The organism is Ralstonia sp. UBA689 (assembly GCF_002298975.1).
Taxonomy (GTDB): Bacteria; Pseudomonadota; Gammaproteobacteria; order Burkholderiales; family Burkholderiaceae; genus Ralstonia.
The window spans coordinates 102,437-121,900 of sequence record NZ_DBMV01000021.1; the positions used below are offsets into that span (position 1 = coordinate 102,437).

A 19,464-nucleotide genomic window follows, 5' to 3' on the forward strand; every position below is an offset into this window, starting at 1 on the left:
GGGCTCCTAAGGTGTAAGGGCGTGCGCGAGCCTCCGGGCTAACCGGAATCGGGCACACCACAGTGGAGAGAAGGACAGAAACACAAAGGCCGGGCAGCGAGCCCGGCGTTATGCCGGTGAGGCGAGGTCAGCGAGCTGGCGGCGCAGGGCGATGGCCCGAGCCTGGGAGCAGCCAAGAAACTGGCGGATGCCGTTGACGGTGGGGCGCAGTTGCCCGGTGGCGATGGCTTGTGCGAGTTGCGTCACGTCGGAGTCGTGCGACGCGACTGCCGGTATTGGCGTGACCGGAGCGTCGTGCGCTGCGTGACTGCCCGCCGTCTCGATGGCATTTGACGTGACGGCCGTGACCGGAGGCGTCGTCACGTCAGTCGCGCAGGTGACTGCGGCCAGTCGCGGGTCCGCTGATGCCACGACTGGGGCATGACCGGGCGCGACCGGCATCTGCGGAGGCTGGCGCGACACCAGTGTCAGCATCCAGAGCAGACAGGCCGTGCCTTCCAGAACCGCAGCGAAGGCGAGCGCCGTCAGTAACTCGACGCGCACCACCGTCGTGCCCACCAGTGCAGCCAGTCGCGCCGTGACCGGATCGGTGAGTCGCGCGTCGCGTTGCGCCGTCGCACGGTCACGCTCGGCCGTACCGCGCCGCACGTCTTCCGCTTCGGCGTCCAGCGCAGCGAGCCGGGCGGTCAGCGTGACGCGACGTGCCTCCAGCGTCGTACAGTTGCCCGAACAGCGCTGCGCCGTCACCGTCGCCAGTCGTGCTGTGACGTCAGCCCGTTCCGCCATGATCGCCGTGAGACTGCGACCGGCCGCCGCCGGCTCCGGAACGGGCGTCGCCAACATCCGCAGTTCCCCGGCATGCCGCTGGGCCAGGACGAAGAAGGTGGCGTGACCCAGGCACGCCGCCGCCATGCAGGCGAGCCACAGGACAGCCGCTACGGCGCGCACGCCAATCGACGCGTCCCGCACCAGCGCCGGCAGCAGGTGGGCGCAGGCGACCAGCACGACCCCGATCGCCACCCACACCAGCCGTTCCGGCAGGGAACCGCCACGTTGACAGCCGGCCAGGACCGACAGGCAGAGCGCGGTGCCGGTCGCGGCGATCGCCAGCGCCCGAGAGGCGCCCCGGCTCATGCGGCCGATCCGCCCAGCAAGGCCGCCTTGCGCGTGAGCTTGTCGCGCAGGGTGGGGGCGGGGCCGGGCGTCTCATTAGCGGCTGCGTCCGAACCGGGCTGCGGATCGCCCTGCGCTGGCTCCGGATAGAACTCCTCGGCCACCGCCGCCGCTTCTTCCGCGCTGTCCTCGAACGCCCCGTTGGCAAAGCCTACCCGGGCTGCGGCATCCAACGCCGCCTGATCGAAGCCAGCGGCCTTGCGACGCGCATCCAACTCGCGCGCCTCGGCAATGGCTGCTTCCAGCGTGGTGCCTTCCCGGACTGCCAGGTCGACGTAGTAGATCGGTGCCCGGTAGCTCCGCGTGGTCGATTTGCCCCGCAGCACCAACCTGAGCGGCAGGCACGCCAGCAGGTTTCCAGACACCGCGTTGAAATAGGCCAGCCGTGCCGCGAGCGTCCGGATGCTGTTGAAGCTCGTGGTGCGCAGCATGAAGCTGCCCATCTCGTCTTCGTCGCCCACAATGACATTCAACCGGCCATACGGCTTGCAGCCGCCAGGCCCGCCAAACTGGCAGCCTTCCGGCGAAGGGCAGGGCAGGATGGCAATGCCGCCTTCCTCCACGCGTTTGCAGCGTTCTCCATTGCCGACACAGACCGGCCGCCCCGTTTCTCGGTCGAACAGCGTGTAGTCGGCTCGCAGGTTCAGATCCGGGGCATTGAAGAGCATGCGCACCGGAATGGAGCGTAGCTTACCCGGTGTGGCTTTGCGCAGTGACTCATTCAGCGGGTGCAATACCCATTCCCCGCGTTGTTGCACCTGGGTAGTTAACGTGAACTGGTCGTCTTTCTCCGGCAGGCGCCGGCCGTTCTTCTCAACCACACGGCCGATGGCGATCCTCCCGACAACTGGAGGGGAAATCACAAGTCCTGTGAGCATGAGTTGACTCCGATTCAGGGATAGATGAGGAAGCGGCGCGAGCCGGCTTTGGGGATGGCGTACTGCGGGGCAAGCTCGGGGTGGTCGGCCAGCAGCTTGTCCACGTCTGTAGTGGTGCTGTCCTTGCTGCGCCGATACGTGACTTCGCCGGTCTCGAAGAGCGCGCGTGAGGCGTCCCCCATGGCAGACTGGATGGTTTGCTTGAGCTTGGCGGCAGCAACCTCCTGTGCCTCGATCTGCTCCCGCACGGCCACGAGGTCCGCGAACACCGCACTCAAGTGCCGATCGTCCGAGAAATCCACCGTCCCGCCGCTATCACGCGGATACAGAACGCGTAGCGCACGGTCGGCCGATTCGGAACCGTCTCCGGGTGGTGGGGTGTCCGTCTGAACAAAACGCCAGAACTCGGCTTCCAGCGGAATGAGCCCGGCGATGAGTTCGTCATCGCGCTCAATGCGGTGCACGGCCAACTGCTGTCCGCACAGCAGCACGGCCACGTCGGCCGCCTGTTTGCCGGTGACGGCCAACTGATGCTGCACCTGGATCTGCACATATTCCGGCACACCGTCCTGCCAATGGCGTGCACCGAACAGGCCTGCCGTTTTGCACTCCAGAATCTGCACACCGGGCACGCCAATGACTTCCCGATCCAGATTTGCGAGCATGAACGGAATGCTGGGGTGTCGGAGCACGGCATTGACCTTGCGGACACGGTGACCGGTCTGCTTGCAGTACGCAGCGGCCACGATGGGCTCCAGCAGGGTTCCCCAGTACACGGGCTCGGTGGTGTCATTCGGGTCGGGTTTGGGTAGCTCGGCCCCCTTGCCGCTCTTCTCCATCCACAACTCCAGCCGGCTCTTATAGGGGTTCAGGCCAACCGCCGCAGCAGCATCCGATCCGCCGATGCCGGTCCTGCGCACGGCCAGCCAGTCTTCACGCGGCAAGTCCTTGGTTTGCACCAGGCGCAGTGCCGGACGATGCCGGTTGCGCCCCGTTGTTTCAGACAGGGTCATGCTGACCTCCAAAAAGAAGAACGCCCGGCGGGAAAACCCGGCCGGGCGTGATTGCCAATAGCGGACTGACGTTCATGCGATCAATCGCATGGCCTCGTTCCAGGCGCGCGCTTTCAGGTCGGCCCCCTGACCAAACCAGGCCGCGTCTCGTCGATGATCCTCGCTGCGTGCGCGACGGCGATGGTCTGTCCACTCGGTCAAGGCATTCATCGCGCCCCACAGCGTTCCGGCCGCAGAGGGCAACTGCGCCCCCATGCCGCGTCCGGCGTACAGCTCGCCGACCACCTTGAGTGCCTGTTCGTTGACGGCCGGCGCCCCCCGCTCGGACGGGCTGGTGACGGGGTAGGTCAGCACGCGCCGGAAGAACGCTTCGGCCGCCGCATCGGTGACCTTGCACTCGGCCATAGCCTTGGCGCGGGCCATGAAGGCATCCCAGGAACTGACCGCGATGCCGAGTTGACGTTTGACCGCATCGGCATCAAAGCGCGTGCGGTGCGAGACCTTGACGGCGCCAGCACCATCGCCCAAAGCGATCTGCATTGTGTTGTTGCACACCACGCGAATTGACGTAAAAGTGGCGGTCGTCGCCAACGTGCCGTCGCAGGCGGAGGCCAGGAGCAAGTAACCCTTGACGGTGTCTTTGCCCTTGAGCGTGCCGGACTGGCCGGTTCTGGCGAGTGCCCAGTATTTACGGCCCTCGCGCAGTACGCCAGCGGTCTGCAGCGTGAAGCCCGCGAGCTCAGACAAATCTCGGTAGAACTCCAGTACTTCCCGGGGCTGGACAATGTTGTATCGCGCAGAAACTATTCCCAAGGGCGTCTTGTTGTCGGAACGGTAGAGGACTTTTTGTTCGGGGAAGGCGTGGATGGCGCCGATGTGGGAACTGGCGTTGCTGGCGACAAAGCGAACGTCGGACGATTCAATCTGCCAGTCCATGCCGGCAGCCTTGGCCCAGACCTCGGTTGGCTGGTTGGGTGCGAGTTCTTGACCCAGGCCGTGCCAGGGCTTCTGGCCGACATAGGCCATGGAGGAAACGAGATGCATGGTGAATCCTTGAAATAGAGAAGGCATAAAGCCCGGCACAGGGCCGGGCGACAGAGAAACAAATCAGGGAAAAGAGAACAGAAGGCTGCTCAGCCCGGCCGGTTGGAGAAGGTGTGCCCGCAGGCGCGGCAGCACCAGTTCAGAAGGACTTTGTTGTCCAGCGTCTCGCCGAGCGCCGCGCCGGTAGCGCAGCCGGCAGCGGCGCCGGCCAAGCCAGCGATGATCGCGCCGGCGATGCTGCCGCACAGCACGCCGAACGGACCGCCTAGCGCGCCTGCTGCTGCACCGAGTTCGGCGCCAGAGAGCGAGGCTGCGGCTGCGCTGGTGCCGCCCGCCGCCGCGCCGAGCGCGCCGCCGATGCGGCGTGCAAGATGACGCGGCTCGGTGCGGAAGGATTCGCAAACCGGGCAGGAGGCGACGCATTCGCCCGTATCGGGCCGGTAGCGAGGCGGCTCAGGATCGTGCGATGGATGTCTCGCGAATGCGTCAGGCGGCTGGTGGTACGGCCATTCGTCGTCATCGTCGGGCGGAAGCAGCGAACGATGGTCACGCATGACACGTCGCCTCCCGTCGGACCTTGCCGACGTACTTGCAGAAGCAGATCGACCACAGCACGCCGCAGAGATAAGCAAGCGCGAAAGCGACCAAATACTCGATGGGGGATATTGGCGGCACACCGAACTCCTGAAATGAAGGAACGCCCGTGCCAGGGTTGGCGCGAGCGGAGCAGTCGCGGTAGCTAATGCTCCGAGCGGTGATATAGGGCTGAAATCTTTTGGAATCCCGGCTGAGAAATCTTTGGGTGATCTTGTGCTGCGCGAGACGGAGGGGATGGTGATGCGCCCCACTTCCGTGGGATGCAGCAGCGCTTTTTACGTGGCACGGCCGTTGATACGCTGATGCGTTGGGCGAGAGGGTAGGGGGAGCTTGGTTGATGGAGCAGACCGGTATGCCGCAGACGCAGGACGACACGCGCGTGACGCGATTGCAGGCTGGGACGGCGTCCGTACAGGACTGGATCGACCGGCACCCGGTCCGGGCGCCTGTGCTGGCGTTGTGCGTGCTGGCCTTGACGGGGCTTACGGCCTATGGGCTGGCAAGTTTGCTTATTGGCCTACTGACTTGAGATGCCTCGAAGGAGCTGGCGACGCGCGCAGCACGACACAGAATCAGTTTGCTGTGCCCTCGGACTCGCTCGGATCAGCGTGATGCTGCACCGGTTGAACCCACTGGCGCTGAGTCTCGAGTATCGACGCAACCCGGTGGCCGCTTTATGTCGTACTGGGGGTCGTCAGATTGGGCTAGCAATTCGCTCATGGCGGAACGTTGCGCAGGTTCCAGCAAAGCGGGATTCGCACCTGCGTCAAGCAGGAGCCGAACCAGCGCTTTCTCCTTACGACGAACGGCTTCCTCAAGAGGCCAGTCGCCAGGTGCCGACGGCGCATCGATGTCCGCGCCATGTGTTATGAGTTGGTGAAGCAGGTCAGTCGCCTTGGGTGTGATCCCGACCTCTGAAAGGAAATCATAGAGGGCCCGCACTGGCGCCCTACCAGCAAGCGCGTCCGGGCCGTTTGCAAGAGCGTTGACCGGCATATGCTGCGATTCGATCAGCCACCGGCCGACGTGCACGGCTCCGCCACTGGCCGCGGCCACTAGCAGCGTGTTGTTCTCGTCCAGGATGCTTCCGCGGATGCTAAGAGGAACGCCTTCTCCAATCAGCCACTGCACCATGGTCAGTCGATCGGTCTGCGCGGCTGTCCACAAGGCTTCTCGGCGGGCTTCAGGAGCGCTTACCGGCAAGAGCAGACGAGCCATCCGTATGTCGTTTCGTGCGACTGCGATACTCAACGCATCCAGGCTGGGAAGGTAGAGATTCTCGCACGTGCGCACCTCCCGCCTTGGCGTCCCCAAGCCTGCGTCTACGCGCGCGGATTGACGAATCAGCTCGCCGGCCACGCGAGATGAGCCTGTCTCGGCGGATGTCAGCAGTTGCTCGTTCAGGGGGAGACGTGCCCCGCATCGGGGGCCGCAAGCGGCCTGGGCGCGCGCGAGTCGTTGCGGATCGTCGGCCGTAATAGCGTCGAAGATCTGTGCCACCTGCGTATCTGCCTGTGATTCGCGCCAGGCTCCATAGGCCTCCCGGAAAAGAAGTGCCAGACAGGCCGCAGCCGGGAGGGCCTGTACCGTCATGACGACCCGCAACCATAGGGGTGCACCGTAGAGCCGCCAACACGCTAGGTTGAGGAAGAAAACGAGCACGTTGCCCAACCCAAGAATCCATAGTGCCAGCCAGAAGCCCAAATTCGGCAGAAAGCCGCCCGGATCATTGCTGATCGCCAACAGCAACGCGGCAAACAGCGTGGAGCCCGCAATGAGCAGTGATAAGAACGAAAGCGACGACTTCATACGCACCTATTCGATTTGCCCACACCCACCATGTCTATTTCCGGTCCGGTTACCCATCATGTTGATGGCATGACGTTCGCCAACCTCCCGGCCGCGGCGAATTGACACCGTGTGGATTGCGGTCTTAGCCGCGCTCCGCGCGTCGTTTGACATGCAGCCGCCCCGGCGGCTCAAAATACGTCCCGAACCGCACGAGCCCGGCTTTCTTGAGGTGACAGACCATCTCGAAGCTCACCAGCACGCCGGGGTCGTCGTTCTCGAGGATGTCGACCTCGATCGCGCGGATGCGCGGTTCGTACTTCAGCAGCGTCGCTTCCATCTGCTCCTTGAGCAAATGGGCGGAAGCGGGCAGGGCCTTGTAGATGTTGGTGAGATCCGGCAGGCCGTAGTCGGGCAAGTGCTTCAGCGCCCCTGCGCGCGTGTTTAGGATGCGCTGCACGTTCCGTTGCACGCTCAGACACTCCAGCGTGCGGTCGTCATGCGCTTCCAGAGGCGCCCCGCCGATTTGGCCGAGCAACATGTCATAAAGGGAGGGACCGGCGGGCATGGGTGCGCTTCTCCTTAAGCGACGGCCGGCGCGAGCGCGACGCTTGCGTCCCGGTCAACAAACTCCATCGTCAGATTGCCCTCGGCTGAACTCGACAGCCCAATCTTGGCGGGCGGGGTCCCCGTGGCCATGCGTGCAAGCAGCTCGCGCGAGACCGTCGGCAGGATGCGCTGGTTGAGGAACGCGTCGACGTTGCGCGCCCCCGATTCACGGGCGAGACACAGTTCGGCGATGCCGCCAATCAGTGTGTCGTCGCAGGACAGTTCGACACCGTGCTGGCGCTGCAAACGCTGCGCGACCTTGGCGAGCTTCATGCGCACGATGGACGCCAGCGCCTCAGCGCCGAGCGGCCGGTAAACGAGGGTCTGGAAGCGCGCAAGCAGGGCGGGCTGGAAATGCGCGACCAACTGCGGGTGGATGGCTTGCAGCAGATCGGCCTGGGAGATGTCGGGGGTCTCAGCGGTCGCCTCATCAATCTGAGCGCTGCCGAGGTTGGACGTCATGAGGATGACGCAGTTGCGGAAGTCGATCTCGCGCCCCTCGCCGTCGCGCATCATGCCGCGATCGAAGACCTGGTAGAAAATGTCCAGCACATCGCGGTGGGCTTTTTCGACCTCATCGAGCAGGATGACGCTGTAGGGGCGCTGGCGCACGGCTTCGGTCAGAACCCCACCGCGCCCATAGCCCACATAGCCTGGCGGCGAGCCCTTCAGCTGTGAGACCGTATGCGCTTCCTGGTACTCCGACATGTTGATGGTCGTCAGTGCCGCTTCTCCACCGAAGAGCAGGTCGGCCAGCGCCAGTGCTGTCTCGGTCTTGCCGACACCGGAGGGGCCGGCCAGCAGGAAGACGCCTAGCGGGGCATGCTCGTTCTTGAGTCCTGCCTTGGCGGTGCGCAGGCTCTCGGCCAGGGCGGCGAGCGCATCGTCCTGGGCCACCACGCGTTGGGCGAGCTGCCCTTCAAGGGTGAGCAGGCTCTGCAGTTCGTCCTCGACTAGGTTGCCCACCGGCACACCGGTCCACTCCGCTACCACCCGCGCAATCGCCTGCGCGTCCACGTCCGCAAAGATCAGCGGCGTCTTGCCTTGCGCGGCACTCAGCGCCTGGCGCGCCTGAGCGAACGCCACATTGTCACGCGTTGCCTCGGCGGCGTCGCGTTGTTGGTGCAGCGCCTCAATCAACTCGATTTCGTGCGCATAGCGGGCTTGCAGTGTGGCGAGTTCAGCATGGGCGCCAGCAAGGGCCGCATCGAGTTCGATGCGGCGAGTGTGTGCATCTTCGATACCGGCCCGCGCGTCGTCTTCCAGGGTGCCGCGCTCCAGCTCAAGCGCGGAAACCGCAGCCTGCGCGCGCTGCAATTCCGCGGGCGGTGATTCGAGGCCCATGCGCACGCGTGCGGCGGCCGTGTCGATGAGATCCACTGCCTTGTCCGGCAACTGCCGCGCTGGAATATAGCGGCGCGAGAGCTTGACTGCGGCGACCAGCGCCTCGTCGCGGATATGGACGTTGTGAAACTGCGCATAGCGGCGCTTGAGGCCGCGCAGCATCAGGCAGGCCGCTTCGTCATCGGGTTCATCGACCTTGATGATCTGAAAGCGCCGCTCGAGCGCGGCGTCGCGCTCGAAGAATTCCTTGTATTCGGCCCAAGTCGTCGCCGCAATCGTGCGCAATTCACCGCGCGCAAGCGCCGGTTTGAGCAGGTTCGCTGCGTCGGCGCCACCGGCCGCGTTGCCCGCGCCGATCAGCGTGTGGGCCTCGTCGATGAAGAGCAGGATCGGCTCGGGCGAGGCCTGCACCTCGTCGATCACGTTTTTGAGGCGCTGCTCGAACTCGCCCTTGACGCCGGCACCGGCCTGTAACAGGCCCAGGTCGAGCGTGAGGATGCGCACGTCGCGGATCACGTTGGGTACGCTCGCCTCGGCCACGCGCAGCGCCAGTCCCTCGACGAGGGCAGTCTTGCCCACGCCCGGCTCGCCGACGAGGATCGGATTGTTCTTGCGCCGCCGGGCGAGCACGTCGACCATTTGTTGGATTTCGCGATCGCGACCGAACACGGGGTCGATTTCGCCATGGCGGGCCTTGTCGGTCAGGTCGATGGCGAAGCGCGCGAGTGCACTGCCTTCGACGGTCCGCGTCGGTGCCGGTTTGGCCCCGTCGTGTCGTGCTGCCGGCTGGGACGCCGCGGACGCCTTAGGCTCGCCGGATGCGTCCTGCGGTGCCTCGGGTGCGCTCTCGCACGACCGGTGGCTTAGCCGGGGCAGCAGGCGCTGGATTTGCGGGCTGCTGATCGACAGCAGCGGCCACGCGTTCTGTGCTCGTAGCAGGTGGGGCGCATCAACGATCGCCCGTAGCAGATGGCCGGAACGGATGGCCGTGTCGTCCGTCTCGAACGCCGCCTTCTGCCAGGCATCCTGCAGCAGCGCTGCAAGTTGCGGCGAGAGCGCCGGTTTGCCCCGCAGGGTGCGGGGCAGGCGGTCGATTGCGGCGAGCAGGCCGTCCCAGAGCGTGTCGATATCGATGTCGTAGTGCCGCAGGATCGCCGGAATGTCGCCATCGCCCGCCTCGATCAGCTTTAGCAGCCAGTGTTCAACCGTGATCTCGTCTGAGAGCCGCGTCTGGCACAGACTGGCGGCCGCCTCAAGTGCGCGGGCACAGTGCGGGTTGAGTCGACGCAGCAGGTGAGTGGTGTCGCGCAAAGTCATATCGAAGTGTGCAGGCACGGCAGGATGGGCAGGGTGGGCAGCGGCCAGCTCGGAGCGCCCGCCCAGGAATCGTAAAAAAGCCAGCCCGCGTGGGCAGGCTGGCCATGGACCGGGCGCCGGTGCGCCGGGCCACTACACGCGCAGACGCTCAGGAGCGCTCGTTCCACGTGTCCTTGTGGATGATGTTGCCGTCCTTGTACGACCAGGTGATGGTCTCGTAGCGCAGCTCGACCTCTTCGAGGTGGTTGTGCTTCTCGAATGCCGGGTTCTTGATGTCGAGCATCTTGGGCTTGACGGCCACGATCTTGACGTTGTCCAGCTTCGTGTTGAAGTACTCCTTCTCCTTGCCGGCGTCGTCGATCTTGTACCACTTGATCTCGACCGACTTGAGCGTCTGGCCGCTCGTGACGGCCTTGTACAGATAGGGCGTCGAAGCGTCGGTTTCCTTGGTGAGCGTGATCGGCTTGTGCACGCGCGTGCCGGTCAGCTTGCCGGTGTTGCCATCGGTCGGGATGTGCACGCCGTGATCGAACGCGACGAGCTCGACGCTGCCCTCACGGCCTTGCACGGTGACCGAGCCCTTGATGTCGGCGCCGCCATCGTCCTTGAGCCACATATAGGCCGGAATTGCCATGGTTCACTCCTTCTTTATCAACCGCAAATCGCCCGGAGCCAGCCCCCGAGCTAAACAATCCCGAAGCAGGGTGCTTCGGGGGCAAACCTGTACGCTACCGCCCCGCGTCGGGCACCAGCGTGATCTCCACCCGCCGGTTGCGCGCGCGCCCCTCCGGGGTGTCGTCGCTCGCGATGGGCCGGGTGTCGCCATAGCCCTGGATCGCGAACTGCGTGGCCGGAATCCCGGACGCCTCGATCAGCCAGTCACGCACGGCACCCGCCCGGGCGATCGACAGCTTCAAATTGCTGTCGGCGCTACCGACGTTGTCCGTGTAGCCGGCCACGAGAATCCGCTTGTCCGGATGCGACTTGATCAGCTCGAGCGCGTCCACCATGACTCGTGTCGAGCCGGGCTTGAGCTGCGCGGCCCCGGAGTCGAAGAGCGACATGCTGTCGAGCCTCACCACTGCTGCAGGCGGAGGCGGCGGCTGGTACGACGCGATGGCCTGGTTCAGGACGGGCACCAGTTGCGCGCCCCGGTACATGCCGAACGACAGGCGCAGCGGCACGCCGGTCCGGGCGTAGCGCTCCAGTTGATCGCGGTCAGCCACAAGAGCTTGCAAGGCATCGCGCTTCGCCGCATCGTTGGCCACCGGTGCCGCTGCATAGCGGCCGAGATCGGACTCGATGCGTGCGATCCACGCCTGGTTGTTCCTCGCGGCGCCCCAGAAGGCCAAGGCCGCCGCACAGGCGGTCAACGCCACCGCGTGGCCGAGGGCTGCCAGCCGCGGGGAGACCCACGCCCGCTGCGGCATCGCTGCGATGAGCGGCTGCGGCAAGGGCCAAGGCAGGGGGGAGGCGGCCGCCGCCGCCGGCACCACCTGGGTCTGTAATTCGACCGAGCGCTCCCACAAGGCACCCGACCCGCTCGCGGGCCCACAGTCGACCCAACCGACCCCGTCAGGCACCCAGGGCGCCGCCGGATGCCGCCGATCCGCCAGCGCACCGAGGACGACGCGTTGGGTCCAGCCGACCACCGACGCCAGCGCTGCAGCCCGGGTTGCAGCAAGGGGATCGCCCGTCGCCGGGACGCCGATCTCGGCAGCGTGAATGACCGCTTCGAAACGCTGCGTGTCCGTCAGCCGGGTCGCCGACGACACGCCATACCACTGCGGCATCGCGAGGGCTGCGGGACCCCGGGTCAGCCGCTGATAGACCGCGACGTAGCCGGGCAGGCGCACGCCGAGCACGCGGGCCGCATCGACGGCCGCTTGGCGCACGATGAAGAGCTTCTGCGCCAGCAGGTCGGTGCTCGCATGCAGGGCTGGCGCGACCGACACGACGATGCCATCCGGAGCCCGGCCATCGCGCCACTGTTTGACCGCCACCGCAAGCCGCGGCAGATCCTGCGGCCGGTCGACGCGCAGCCAGATGGCGCCGTCGCCGACATAAGCGTAGTGCTTCTCGGCAGCACGATCGAACAGCGCCGGCAGGCCATCTCCGGTCACCAGCACCAGCGGCATGCGTGTGCGCAGCCGGAGGGGGATCGCCGCCGTGGCGGCGCCCAGTGCGGCGAGGACGTGCGCGCTCTGCTCGCGTGAGCGCGCAAGCTGTCGGGTGCGTAGCCAGACGAGGGCGAGCGCGACCACGCCGATGACGGCGGTCAGTGACCACGCCAGTCCGCGCCCGAGCGGCCACAGGAGCCAGATGAGCGCGAGCGCCAGTGCGGCCGCGAAGAGGACCAGCAGGCGCGCCGGATAGCCGAGCCCGTCATGGTCGGGGTCGACGGCCGGCGCGGGTGCGTCAAACTCGGGGTGCGCTTCGGACTTCACGGACGGATGCCCTTGGTCGTCATGAGGTGGGCGAGTTGCACGTCCAGTGCGGCCGTCCAGGCCAGCCACACGAGCAACGCGACGCCGCCGGCCAAGCCCACGATGGCCCATGGTGACAGCCGGACGAACCAGTCAGAGAGCCGGCGAACGCCGCGATCCACGATGAACGACCGCTCAGGCGTGCCGCGCAGTCGTTGCAATTGCCCGTTGAGCGCGCTCATCAGGGCGGTGCGCTTGGCCTCACCCTCGCGGGCATAACGGCCCACGAAGTCCAGGCCGAGCACCGCTGAATAGCACTCGAGCAGGTCGACGCAGGGCGGGGCTTCACGCATGCGCTGCTCCAGCCGCGCAAACACGCGTTCGCCGGCGTCATGCATGTTGAAGCGTTCGACTTGGAGCGGACTGGCTTCCCAATTGGCGTGGTGGTCGCCGGACAGACGCCGCAGCGCGAGCTCGTCGAGCAGGCCGCATTGGGCGATGAGCGCGTCCTGGCACACATCCTCCGGGTAGCCGCGGCTGTGCAGCGCCTCAGCAAACCGGTCCATCAGCTCGACGCAGCGCCGGCGCAACGCGAGGACATCCTGCGTCGTGCCATTCGCCGCGAGGGTGGTAGCCAGGAGCGCGGTGTCGCGCAGCAGGCTGCGCATGCCGCCGGGGGCACCCGAAGTAGCTACCGGTGCGGCGGACAACAGGCTCGGTTCAGTGTGGACAAGCGTCGGAGTCATGAGCGCAGCACCGCGTAAAGTTCGAGCGAAGCGTCAGGGACCGACGCGGGCAGGTAGACCTGGCAGGCCCGCGCGGCGAGCATCCGCGCGTGGGCCGGGTCGTTCGAATCGAGCGCGAAGTACTGGTTGTCCAGGCGGACCGGAATCGCGGCCGGCACGCGCGGCACCGCCTTGAGCGGGATGCCGAGCAGCGCCGAATTGACGATGTGTTCGACGTCATCCGGCGCGCCGATCTTGCACAGGCGGGGGAAGTGTTCGGCCAGCGTCACGGCCGGCAGCGGTGCGTTGACCGACAGGTACCAGTCGGCCGCGCCCTCGACGATGCGCGCGTCCAGGAATTGCCCGGTCCAGGTGGTGGCGCTCTTGCGGGTGAGGCCGATCGACACGACGCGCGACGGAATGATCGCGTCCAGCAGCTCGCGAATCATGGCTTCCAATTGGGCGAACACCGCGTCGGCGCGCCCATGGTCGTACGCCGGAAGGTCCGTGAGCTGTAGGGACGTGGAAAACGTCATCAGCGCACTGGCTAACTGCGCAAGCGTCGCATAGAGGTGCTCGGGCGGGCGACTCGGGTGCGACGCGAAGAGTCGCAATTGCGGCCACGCGGCATGGATGCAGTGCAACAGCCAGAAGAGTTGGACGTCGGCCACGCCGTATTCGGCGACTTGCTCGATGCGCTCACTGCGGCGTGCGCCGAGCGCCGCGCTCTTGGCTTGCAGAATGTCGGCCAGCCGGGCGATCCGCTCAAGATGCAGCGGGTGGCCCGCCAGCGTCAGGCACGGCGGCACGAACGTGGGATCGACCTGGAACTGCCCGCTGGTCGTGCGCGTGAGGCGCGCGACCGCACAGACGGTGTCATCCGCATGTGGTTCGAACTCAAACAGCAGGCGTACGGCGTAACGCTCGGCCGCGATCTCCGATTCGCCGGCGCCGTTCACGTCCACCACCTTGACGAACTCCCGGTACGAGCGGCGCGGGCGCGCCAGCGTCGTCTCATCGAAGCGGCAGTTGCTGCCATTGGCATTGGGGAGCGCCAGCGCGGCCAGGACGACGACGCTTTGCAGATCGGCAGGCAGCCCTTGGGCCAGATCGCGTGCCGGTGGCAGGGCGTCGGTCATCGTCGAGTCAAACGGCGTGCCATCCGGGAAGCGCAGCTTGAGGCGGGTGAGTTTGAGTCTCCCTGTGGCCAGCGCCTGTTCGTCGATCTCGACGCCAAGCGTGCCCCAGGGGTGCGCGAGCGCCGCCGAGCCCAGTTGCTGCAAGGCGAATGCCGACCACTGGTCCTGCTGTTGGAAATGCTGCTGCGTGAGGATCAAGCCCTCATGCCAAAGCGGTTTGTTGATCCGCATAAATGTGTTGTGCAACAACTTATCAAATCACGTGGCGGCCGATTCTATACGTCGCAATTACGAGTCGTATACCGGTCCATTGCGCAGAAGCGACGAAAACCGTCATGCCGGTGATCCGTGTCATTTGGAGATAAGGCGATTAATAAGAAAGTCAATTATTCGTGACAAAGATTTGCAATTAATTGGCGGCTTTCGGCGATTGGGCTCGCGGCCAATTGGCGGTGGGTTGAATCGATCTCGATCGACCCGGTGTGGCGTCCGTAGAGTGTTGATCCAGGCCAGTTTCTACGCGATTGCATCGGCGTTTCCCGCAGCGCCGCGAGGCTTGCGCCGACCCGTCACGTCACCGCGTTCGATGCAGGGCAGATATAAACCGTGCTTAATTGATAACAAGTGTGTCGAAAAAGAAAATCTTCTCAACATTGCGCACGCTTTGACTGCGAAAGGGTAAACCTGATAAAAACGACATTGCGTCATCGGCCGCAGGAATGGATGCCGTGATTTATGGCGCTTCTGATAGGCCACCACTGCGATGGCAACGGAGGGTGCTTGGGAAACAGCGCCGTGTTGCGTCAATATTCAATTGCTTGGGAAGAGGGAGTACGGATGGACAGCTTTCAGCGCGAAATTCCGAAGAGTCGCGTCTCGATTACGTTGGATCTGCATACGGGCGGTGCCCAGAAGAAGGTCGAGCTGCCGCTCAAGCTACTGGTCGCGGGCGACTTCAGCGCGGGCCGCGAGCAGGCGCCGCTCGCTGAGCGCAAGAAGGTCAATATCGACAAGAACAACTTCGATGCGGTGCTGGCCGACTACGCGCCGGACCTCAAGCTCGCTGCCGAGAACACCCTGACCGGAGACGGGACCGAATTGCCGGTGAACCTCGCGTTCCGCTCACTGAAGGATTTCGAGCCCGAGCAGGTCGCTCGCCAGATTCCGGAGCTGCAGGCGCTGCTGGCGATGCGCAATCTGCTGCGTGATCTGAAGTCCAACCTGCTGGACAACGGCACGTTCCGCCGCGAGTTCGAAAAGGTGCTGAAAGACAAGCGCCTCTCCGACAAGCTGCGCAGCGAGTTGTCGCAGATCGCGACGGCGGCAACGCAAGCGGAAGGCCACGCTTAAGCGGTGCTGGGCCGCCGGCCCGCCCGCATCGAACCGAATAGCGAAACGAACGCAGAAGAGGCATTGCAATGAAACACCATGAGTCCGCGCAGGGCGCAACGGAGACCGTCGTTCTGGAGAACGACAGTGTGTACGCGTCGCTGTGCAACAAGATCCATCTGAAGCCCGTGGCCGAGGCCCGTCCGCTGGAAGCCTTCCGCGACAACGACACGTTGTCCGAAGCATCGGCCGACGAGCGCATCGCGCGCGGCATGAGCGCGTTCCTGGATCTGGTCGCCAAGACCAGCCAGCCGGTCGACCGGCTCGATAAATCGCTGCTCGACTTCCATATCGGGCAGTTGGATCGCCAGATCAGCCGCCAGCTTGACGCTGTCATGCACACGCCCGAGTTCCAGGCGCTGGAAGGCCGCTGGCGCGGTCTCAAGATGCTGGTGAGCCGAACGGATTTCCGGCGCAACGCGAAGATCGAGGTGCTCGATGTGTCCAAGGACGCGCTGCAGCGCGATTTCGAGGACACGCCGGAGATCATCCAGAGCGGCCTGTACCGCCTGACCTACATAGAGGAGTACGACACCCCGGGTGGCCAGCCGATCAGCGCGCTGGTCAGCGACTTCGAGTTCGCGAACTCGCCGCAGGATGTCGCGCTCCTGCGCAATATCTCCAAGGTCGCGGCCGCTGCCCACATGCCGTTCATCGGCTCCGTGGGCGCTGCCTTCTTCGGCAAGAAGTCGATGGAGGAAGTGGCCGCGATCCAGGACATCGGCAATTACTTCGATCGCGCCGAGTACATCAAGTGGAAGAGCTTTCGCGACACCGATGATGCGCGCTATGTCGGCCTGACCATGCCGCGCGTGCTCGGCCGCCTGCCGTATGGCAAGGACACCACGCCCGTGCGCGCTTTCAACTATGAAGAAGCGGTCAAGGGCCCGGATCACGACAAGTACCTGTGGGTCAACGCCTCGTTTGCGTTTGCGGCCAACATGGTGCGCAGCTTCGTCTCCAACGGCTGGTGCGTGCAGATTCGCGGTCCGCAGGCGGGCGGCAAGGTCGAAGACTTGCCGGTGCACCTGTACGACCTGGGCACCGGTGTGCAGCCCAAGATTCCGACCGAAGTGCTGATTCCGGAGACGCGCGAGTTTGAGTTTGCCAATCTCGGCTTCATCCCGTTGTCGTTCTACAAGAACCACGACTTCGCGTGCTTCTTCTCGGCCAACTCGACGCAGAAGCCCGCGCTGTACGAGACCAAGGAAGCGACGGCCAACAGCCGCATCAACGCGCGCCTGCCCTACATCTTCCTGCTCTCGCGCATCGCGCACTACCTGAAGCTGATTCAGCGCGAGAACATTGGCACGACCAAGGATCGCCGTCTGTTGGAGCTTGAGCTCAACAACTGGATCAAGGGGTTGGTCACCGAGATGAAGGACCCGGGCGACGAGCTGCAAGCGTCGCACCCGCTGCGCGAGGCGAAGGTGACGGTCGAGGACATCGAGGACAACCCGGGTTTCTTCCGCATCAAGCTGTTCATCATCCCGCACTTCCAGGTGGAGGGGATGGACATTGGGCTGTCGCTGGTGTCGCAGATGCCCAAGGCGAAGAGCTGACCCGCTGTCCTTTGCATCAAGCGCCGGGGCCAGATGGGTTCCGGCGTTGTCGTCTGTACGCTTCACGCGTAGGGAGTTTTATCTATGTCGATGGTGTTGCCTTCGCAGGCCTATGAGCTGAAGCTGGCGCCGCATCCGGCCCCGTTTTCTATCCTCAAGTTCGCCGGGCGTGATGCGATCAGCGAGCTGTACTGGTACGACATCGAGTTCACGAGCCCTGTCGCCAGTCTCGCAATGGACCAGGTGGTCGGCCGGCCCGCGAAGTTCACCATCGACCCCATCGACCCGAACATGGCCTATTTGCGGAAGATGTTCGGGGAGAACGCGGAGAAGTTCAGCAAGAAGCCCCCTGCCTACACCGTCCACGGCATCATCACGCGGTTCGATGAGCTGGGAACCTCGGCGGACGAGACGCGCTACCGGGTGAGGCTCGAACCGAAGCTCGCGGATCTGAACCGGGGTGTCACCAGCCGCCTGTTCCAGAAGCAATCGGTCGAGGAGATCGTGACCGAAACGCTGCGGCATTATGGCTACCGGGCGGGCGTGGATTTCGAGTTCCAGTTGCGCGGGAAGTACAAGCGCCACGAATACATCACGCAGTACCACGAGACGACGTTTGCTTTCATCCAGCGCCTGTGCGCCGAGGAAGGGATCTGGTTCCGCTTCGAGCAGAAGAAGGATCGAACCGTCGTGGTGTTCGGGGACGATCTCGATGCGTATGCGCGCAAGCAGCGCACCGTGCCGCACCGGCGTGACGCCGGGCTGGAGAGCGCGGGCGCGGAGACGATCAAGACGCTCGAGCGCTATACGCAGCGTGTGCCGGAAGCTGTCCGGCTGCACGACTACAACCATCGCCAGGCGGGCGTGTCGCTGCTGGTCGAGGAAAACGCGGCGCGCGAGGACAAGACGACTGAGGGCGTCGATTACCGCTGGGGCGAACACTACGAGACGCCGGAGGAAGGTAAGGGCATTGCCCGCCGGCGCCACGAGGAATACCTGGCGCAGCAGGTGGTGTTCAAGGGGACGGGCAATCCCTTCGGCGTCGAGGCCGGGGAGATGGTCAGCCTGGATCAGAACCCCGCCGACGCGCCGCATGGTTTGTTGATGACGGCTGTCGAGTCGCATGGCGGGCGCAGCGAATCGTACTGGATGACGTTTGAGGCGATTCCGGCCGACCGCGTCTGGCGCACACCGATGGCGTCGATCCAACGGCCAGTGATTGACGGCATCCTGCCGGCGCGCATCACGTCGCCGGGCAACTACAAATACGCCTACCTGACCGAGCAGGGCTGGTACGTGATCAAGTTGCCGTTCGATCTGGACGAATGGAGTCCGGGCGGCACGAGCCGGCCGGTGCGTTTCGCCAAGCCCTACAGCGGCGAGAACTATGGCCAGCATTTCCCGCTGATTGACAGCGCGGAAGTGGCCGTCATCCATACGAATGGCGACCCGAATAGACCCGTGATCATTGGGGCGATGCACGACAGCCTGCATCCGGACCTAGTCAACAACCTGAACCATACGCGCAACCTCATCCGCACCGCCGCGCAGAACGAACTGCGGATGGAGGACAAGGAGGGGGTTGAGCACATTCACCTGACTACGCCGTTCCAGACCAGTGAATTGAATCTGGGCCACATGGTGGATGGCAATCGTAAGGAGCGAGGACAGGGCGCGGAGCTGCGCACCGATGGGCACCTCGCCACGCGTGCCTCCAAGGGCATGCTGCTGAGCGTAGAAGGTCAAACAGGGGCGTCAGGGAGTCAGCTCGACATGAAGGGCGCGCGGGAGCAGCTGCAGCGCGCCATCGAGCGTATGGAATCACTTTCCGAGGCTGTGCGGGCCGCTGAGGGCGTCGTTGCGGAATTGAAGCAGCAAAAGGCGCTGTATGAGCAGACGCTGGACGGCCTGAAGCGCGCTGCGATCCTTATGAGCGCACCCTCGGGCATCGGGCTCACGTCGGGCGAACACCTGCAGGTCAATGCCGACCAGAACCTGATTGCCACTGCTGGCGGCAATGTCGACATCGGGACCATGCACAGCTTCACCGTAGCCGCGGGCCGGAAAGTGGCGCTGTTTGCGCAGGCTCAGGGTATGCATTTCACGGCGGCGAAGCAGGATATCGTGATGCAGGCGCGCACCGGTGCGATGTCTCTTGCTGCCTCGAAGAACATGCAGTTCACCAGCGTCGATGGGGCCATCACGGCTGTGTCCAAAGGGGCGCTGACGCTATCGAGCGGCGGGGCCTACATCAAGATCGAGGGCGGCAATATCGAACTCGGGTGCCCGGGAGACATCACGCTCAAGTGTGGCAGTTTCAACTGGACGGGCCCAGGAAATCTATCGCTCCCCTTGCCGGCGATGCCGATCGGTACATGCAAAGAGTGTTTGCTGAGTGCGCATAGCGGTGCCGAATCGATGACGGAGGTTGCATGACCACGATCACTCTCGCCGTCTCGA

The 19,464-nt window shown here is 64.7% G+C and carries 16 protein-coding genes; 4 read left to right on the forward strand and 12 right to left on the reverse strand.

The window, feature by feature from the left end:
• Nucleotides 1-108: 108 nt before the first annotated feature.
• The 5 genes from B4F51_RS09280 to B4F51_RS09300 form a co-directional block, all read right to left on the reverse strand.
• Nucleotides 109-1,134 (reverse strand): hypothetical protein, encoded by a 1,026-nt coding sequence (locus B4F51_RS09280; protein WP_296224951.1) that lies wholly within the window; start codon nt 1,132-1,134, stop codon nt 109-111.
• On the reverse strand, nt 1,131-2,051 hold the full coding sequence (locus B4F51_RS09285; RefSeq protein WP_296224952.1) for a phage capsid protein: 921 nt from the start codon (nt 2,049-2,051) through the stop codon (nt 1,131-1,133). The genes B4F51_RS09280 and B4F51_RS09285 overlap by 4 nt, the downstream gene beginning before the upstream one ends.
• Nucleotides 2,052-2,065: 14 nt before the next feature.
• Nucleotides 2,066-3,064, reverse strand: a complete 999-nt coding sequence (locus B4F51_RS09290) for a YqaJ viral recombinase family protein (RefSeq protein WP_296224953.1) — start codon at nt 3,062-3,064, stop codon at nt 2,066-2,068.
• A gap of 72 nt (nt 3,065-3,136) precedes the next feature.
• Nucleotides 3,137-4,108 carry a DUF932 domain-containing protein gene (locus tag B4F51_RS09295; RefSeq protein WP_296225333.1) on the reverse strand — a complete coding sequence of 324 codons (972 nt, stop codon included), beginning with the start codon at nt 4,106-4,108 and terminating at the stop codon, nt 3,137-3,139.
• Nucleotides 4,109-4,197: 89 nt separating this feature from the next.
• Complete coding sequence (locus B4F51_RS09300) at nt 4,198-4,662, reverse strand: hypothetical protein (RefSeq protein WP_296224954.1); 465 nt, start codon at nt 4,660-4,662, stop codon at nt 4,198-4,200.
• Between the two features lie 380 nt (nt 4,663-5,042).
• On the opposite strand from B4F51_RS09300, the gene B4F51_RS09305 reads away from it, so the two are divergent.
• Entirely contained in the window at nt 5,043-5,234 is a 192-nt protein-coding gene (locus B4F51_RS09305) for a hypothetical protein (RefSeq protein WP_296224955.1), read from the forward strand.
• A gap of 74 nt (nt 5,235-5,308) precedes the next feature.
• Here B4F51_RS09305 and B4F51_RS09310 read toward each other — a convergent pair whose 3' ends face one another.
• The 7 genes from B4F51_RS09310 to tssK all read right to left on the reverse strand — a co-directional run bounded on the left by B4F51_RS09310 (nt 5,309) and on the right by tssK (nt 14,284).
• On the reverse strand, nt 5,309-6,514 hold the full coding sequence (locus B4F51_RS09310; RefSeq protein ID WP_296224956.1) for an ankyrin repeat domain-containing protein: 1,206 nt from the start codon (nt 6,512-6,514) through the stop codon (nt 5,309-5,311).
• Nucleotides 6,515-6,638: 124 nt separating this feature from the next.
• A complete protein-coding gene (tssE, locus tag B4F51_RS09315) occupies nt 6,639-7,061 on the reverse strand; it encodes a type VI secretion system baseplate subunit TssE (protein WP_296224957.1) in 423 nt (140 codons plus the stop codon).
• A 14-nt stretch (nt 7,062-7,075) separates the two neighbouring features.
• Nucleotides 7,076-9,763 (reverse strand): type VI secretion system ATPase TssH, encoded by a 2,688-nt coding sequence (tssH, locus tag B4F51_RS09320; RefSeq protein ID WP_296224958.1) that lies wholly within the window; start codon nt 9,761-9,763, stop codon nt 7,076-7,078.
• A 148-nt stretch (nt 9,764-9,911) separates the two neighbouring features.
• Nucleotides 9,912-10,397 carry an Hcp family type VI secretion system effector gene (locus B4F51_RS09325; RefSeq protein ID WP_296224959.1) on the reverse strand — a complete coding sequence of 162 codons (486 nt, stop codon included), beginning with the start codon at nt 10,395-10,397 and terminating at the stop codon, nt 9,912-9,914.
• 94 nt (nt 10,398-10,491) lie between these two features.
• Nucleotides 10,492-12,210, reverse strand: a complete 1,719-nt coding sequence (locus tag B4F51_RS09330) for an OmpA family protein (protein WP_414706726.1) — start codon at nt 12,208-12,210, stop codon at nt 10,492-10,494.
• A complete protein-coding gene (locus B4F51_RS09335) occupies nt 12,207-12,857 on the reverse strand; it encodes a DotU family type IV/VI secretion system protein (RefSeq protein WP_296224960.1) in 651 nt (216 codons plus the stop codon). Before B4F51_RS09335 ends, B4F51_RS09330 begins: the two co-directional genes overlap by 4 nt.
• Before the next feature lie 74 nt (nt 12,858-12,931).
• Nucleotides 12,932-14,284, reverse strand: a complete 1,353-nt coding sequence (tssK, locus tag B4F51_RS09340) for a type VI secretion system baseplate subunit TssK (RefSeq protein ID WP_296224961.1) — start codon at nt 14,282-14,284, stop codon at nt 12,932-12,934.
• A gap of 606 nt (nt 14,285-14,890) precedes the next feature.
• On the opposite strand from tssK, the gene tssB reads away from it, so the two are divergent.
• The 3 genes from tssB (at nt 14,891) to B4F51_RS09355 (ending at nt 19,440) form a co-directional block, all read left to right on the forward strand.
• Nucleotides 14,891-15,403, forward strand: coding sequence for a type VI secretion system contractile sheath small subunit (tssB, locus tag B4F51_RS09345; protein WP_296224962.1), 513 nt, complete (start codon nt 14,891-14,893; stop codon nt 15,401-15,403).
• A 68-nt stretch (nt 15,404-15,471) separates the two neighbouring features.
• On the forward strand, nt 15,472-17,004 hold the full coding sequence (gene tssC, locus B4F51_RS09350; protein WP_296224964.1) for a type VI secretion system contractile sheath large subunit: 1,533 nt from the start codon (nt 15,472-15,474) through the stop codon (nt 17,002-17,004).
• Between the two features lie 84 nt (nt 17,005-17,088).
• On the forward strand, nt 17,089-19,440 hold the full coding sequence (locus B4F51_RS09355) for a type VI secretion system Vgr family protein (RefSeq protein ID WP_296224965.1): 2,352 nt from the start codon (nt 17,089-17,091) through the stop codon (nt 19,438-19,440).
• The last annotated feature ends 24 nt before the right edge of the window (nt 19,441-19,464 follow it).

Excerpts from the sequence above, each read along its gene's own strand:
- B4F51_RS09280 (WP_296224951.1), bottom strand. The coding sequence starts at position 1,134 with ATGAGCCGGGGCGCCTCTCGGGCGCTGGCGATCGCCGCGACCGGCACC.
- B4F51_RS09285 (WP_296224952.1), bottom strand. The coding sequence starts at position 2,051 with ATGCTCACAGGACTTGTGATTTCCCCTCCAGTTGTCGGGAGGATCGCC.
- B4F51_RS09290 (WP_296224953.1), bottom strand. The coding sequence starts at position 3,064 with ATGACCCTGTCTGAAACAACGGGGCGCAACCGGCATCGTCCGGCACTG.
- B4F51_RS09295 (WP_296225333.1), bottom strand. The coding sequence starts at position 4,108 with ATGCATCTCGTTTCCTCCATGGCCTATGTCGGCCAGAAGCCCTGGCAC.
- B4F51_RS09300 (WP_296224954.1), bottom strand. The coding sequence starts at position 4,662 with ATGCGTGACCATCGTTCGCTGCTTCCGCCCGACGATGACGACGAATGG.
- B4F51_RS09305 (WP_296224955.1), top strand. The coding sequence starts at position 5,043 with ATGGAGCAGACCGGTATGCCGCAGACGCAGGACGACACGCGCGTGACG.
- B4F51_RS09310 (WP_296224956.1), bottom strand. The coding sequence starts at position 6,514 with ATGAAGTCGTCGCTTTCGTTCTTATCACTGCTCATTGCGGGCTCCACG.
- tssE (WP_296224957.1), bottom strand. The coding sequence starts at position 7,061 with ATGCCCGCCGGTCCCTCCCTTTATGACATGTTGCTCGGCCAAATCGGC.
- tssH (WP_296224958.1), bottom strand. The coding sequence starts at position 9,763 with ATGACTTTGCGCGACACCACTCACCTGCTGCGTCGACTCAACCCGCAC.
- B4F51_RS09325 (WP_296224959.1), bottom strand. The coding sequence starts at position 10,397 with ATGGCAATTCCGGCCTATATGTGGCTCAAGGACGATGGCGGCGCCGAC.
- B4F51_RS09335 (WP_296224960.1), bottom strand. The coding sequence starts at position 12,857 with ATGCGCAGCCTGCTGCGCGACACCGCGCTCCTGGCTACCACCCTCGCG.
- tssK (WP_296224961.1), bottom strand. The coding sequence starts at position 14,284 with ATGCGGATCAACAAACCGCTTTGGCATGAGGGCTTGATCCTCACGCAG.
- tssB (WP_296224962.1), top strand. The coding sequence starts at position 14,891 with ATGGACAGCTTTCAGCGCGAAATTCCGAAGAGTCGCGTCTCGATTACG.
- tssC (WP_296224964.1), top strand. The coding sequence starts at position 15,472 with ATGAAACACCATGAGTCCGCGCAGGGCGCAACGGAGACCGTCGTTCTG.
- B4F51_RS09355 (WP_296224965.1), top strand. The coding sequence starts at position 17,089 with ATGTCGATGGTGTTGCCTTCGCAGGCCTATGAGCTGAAGCTGGCGCCG.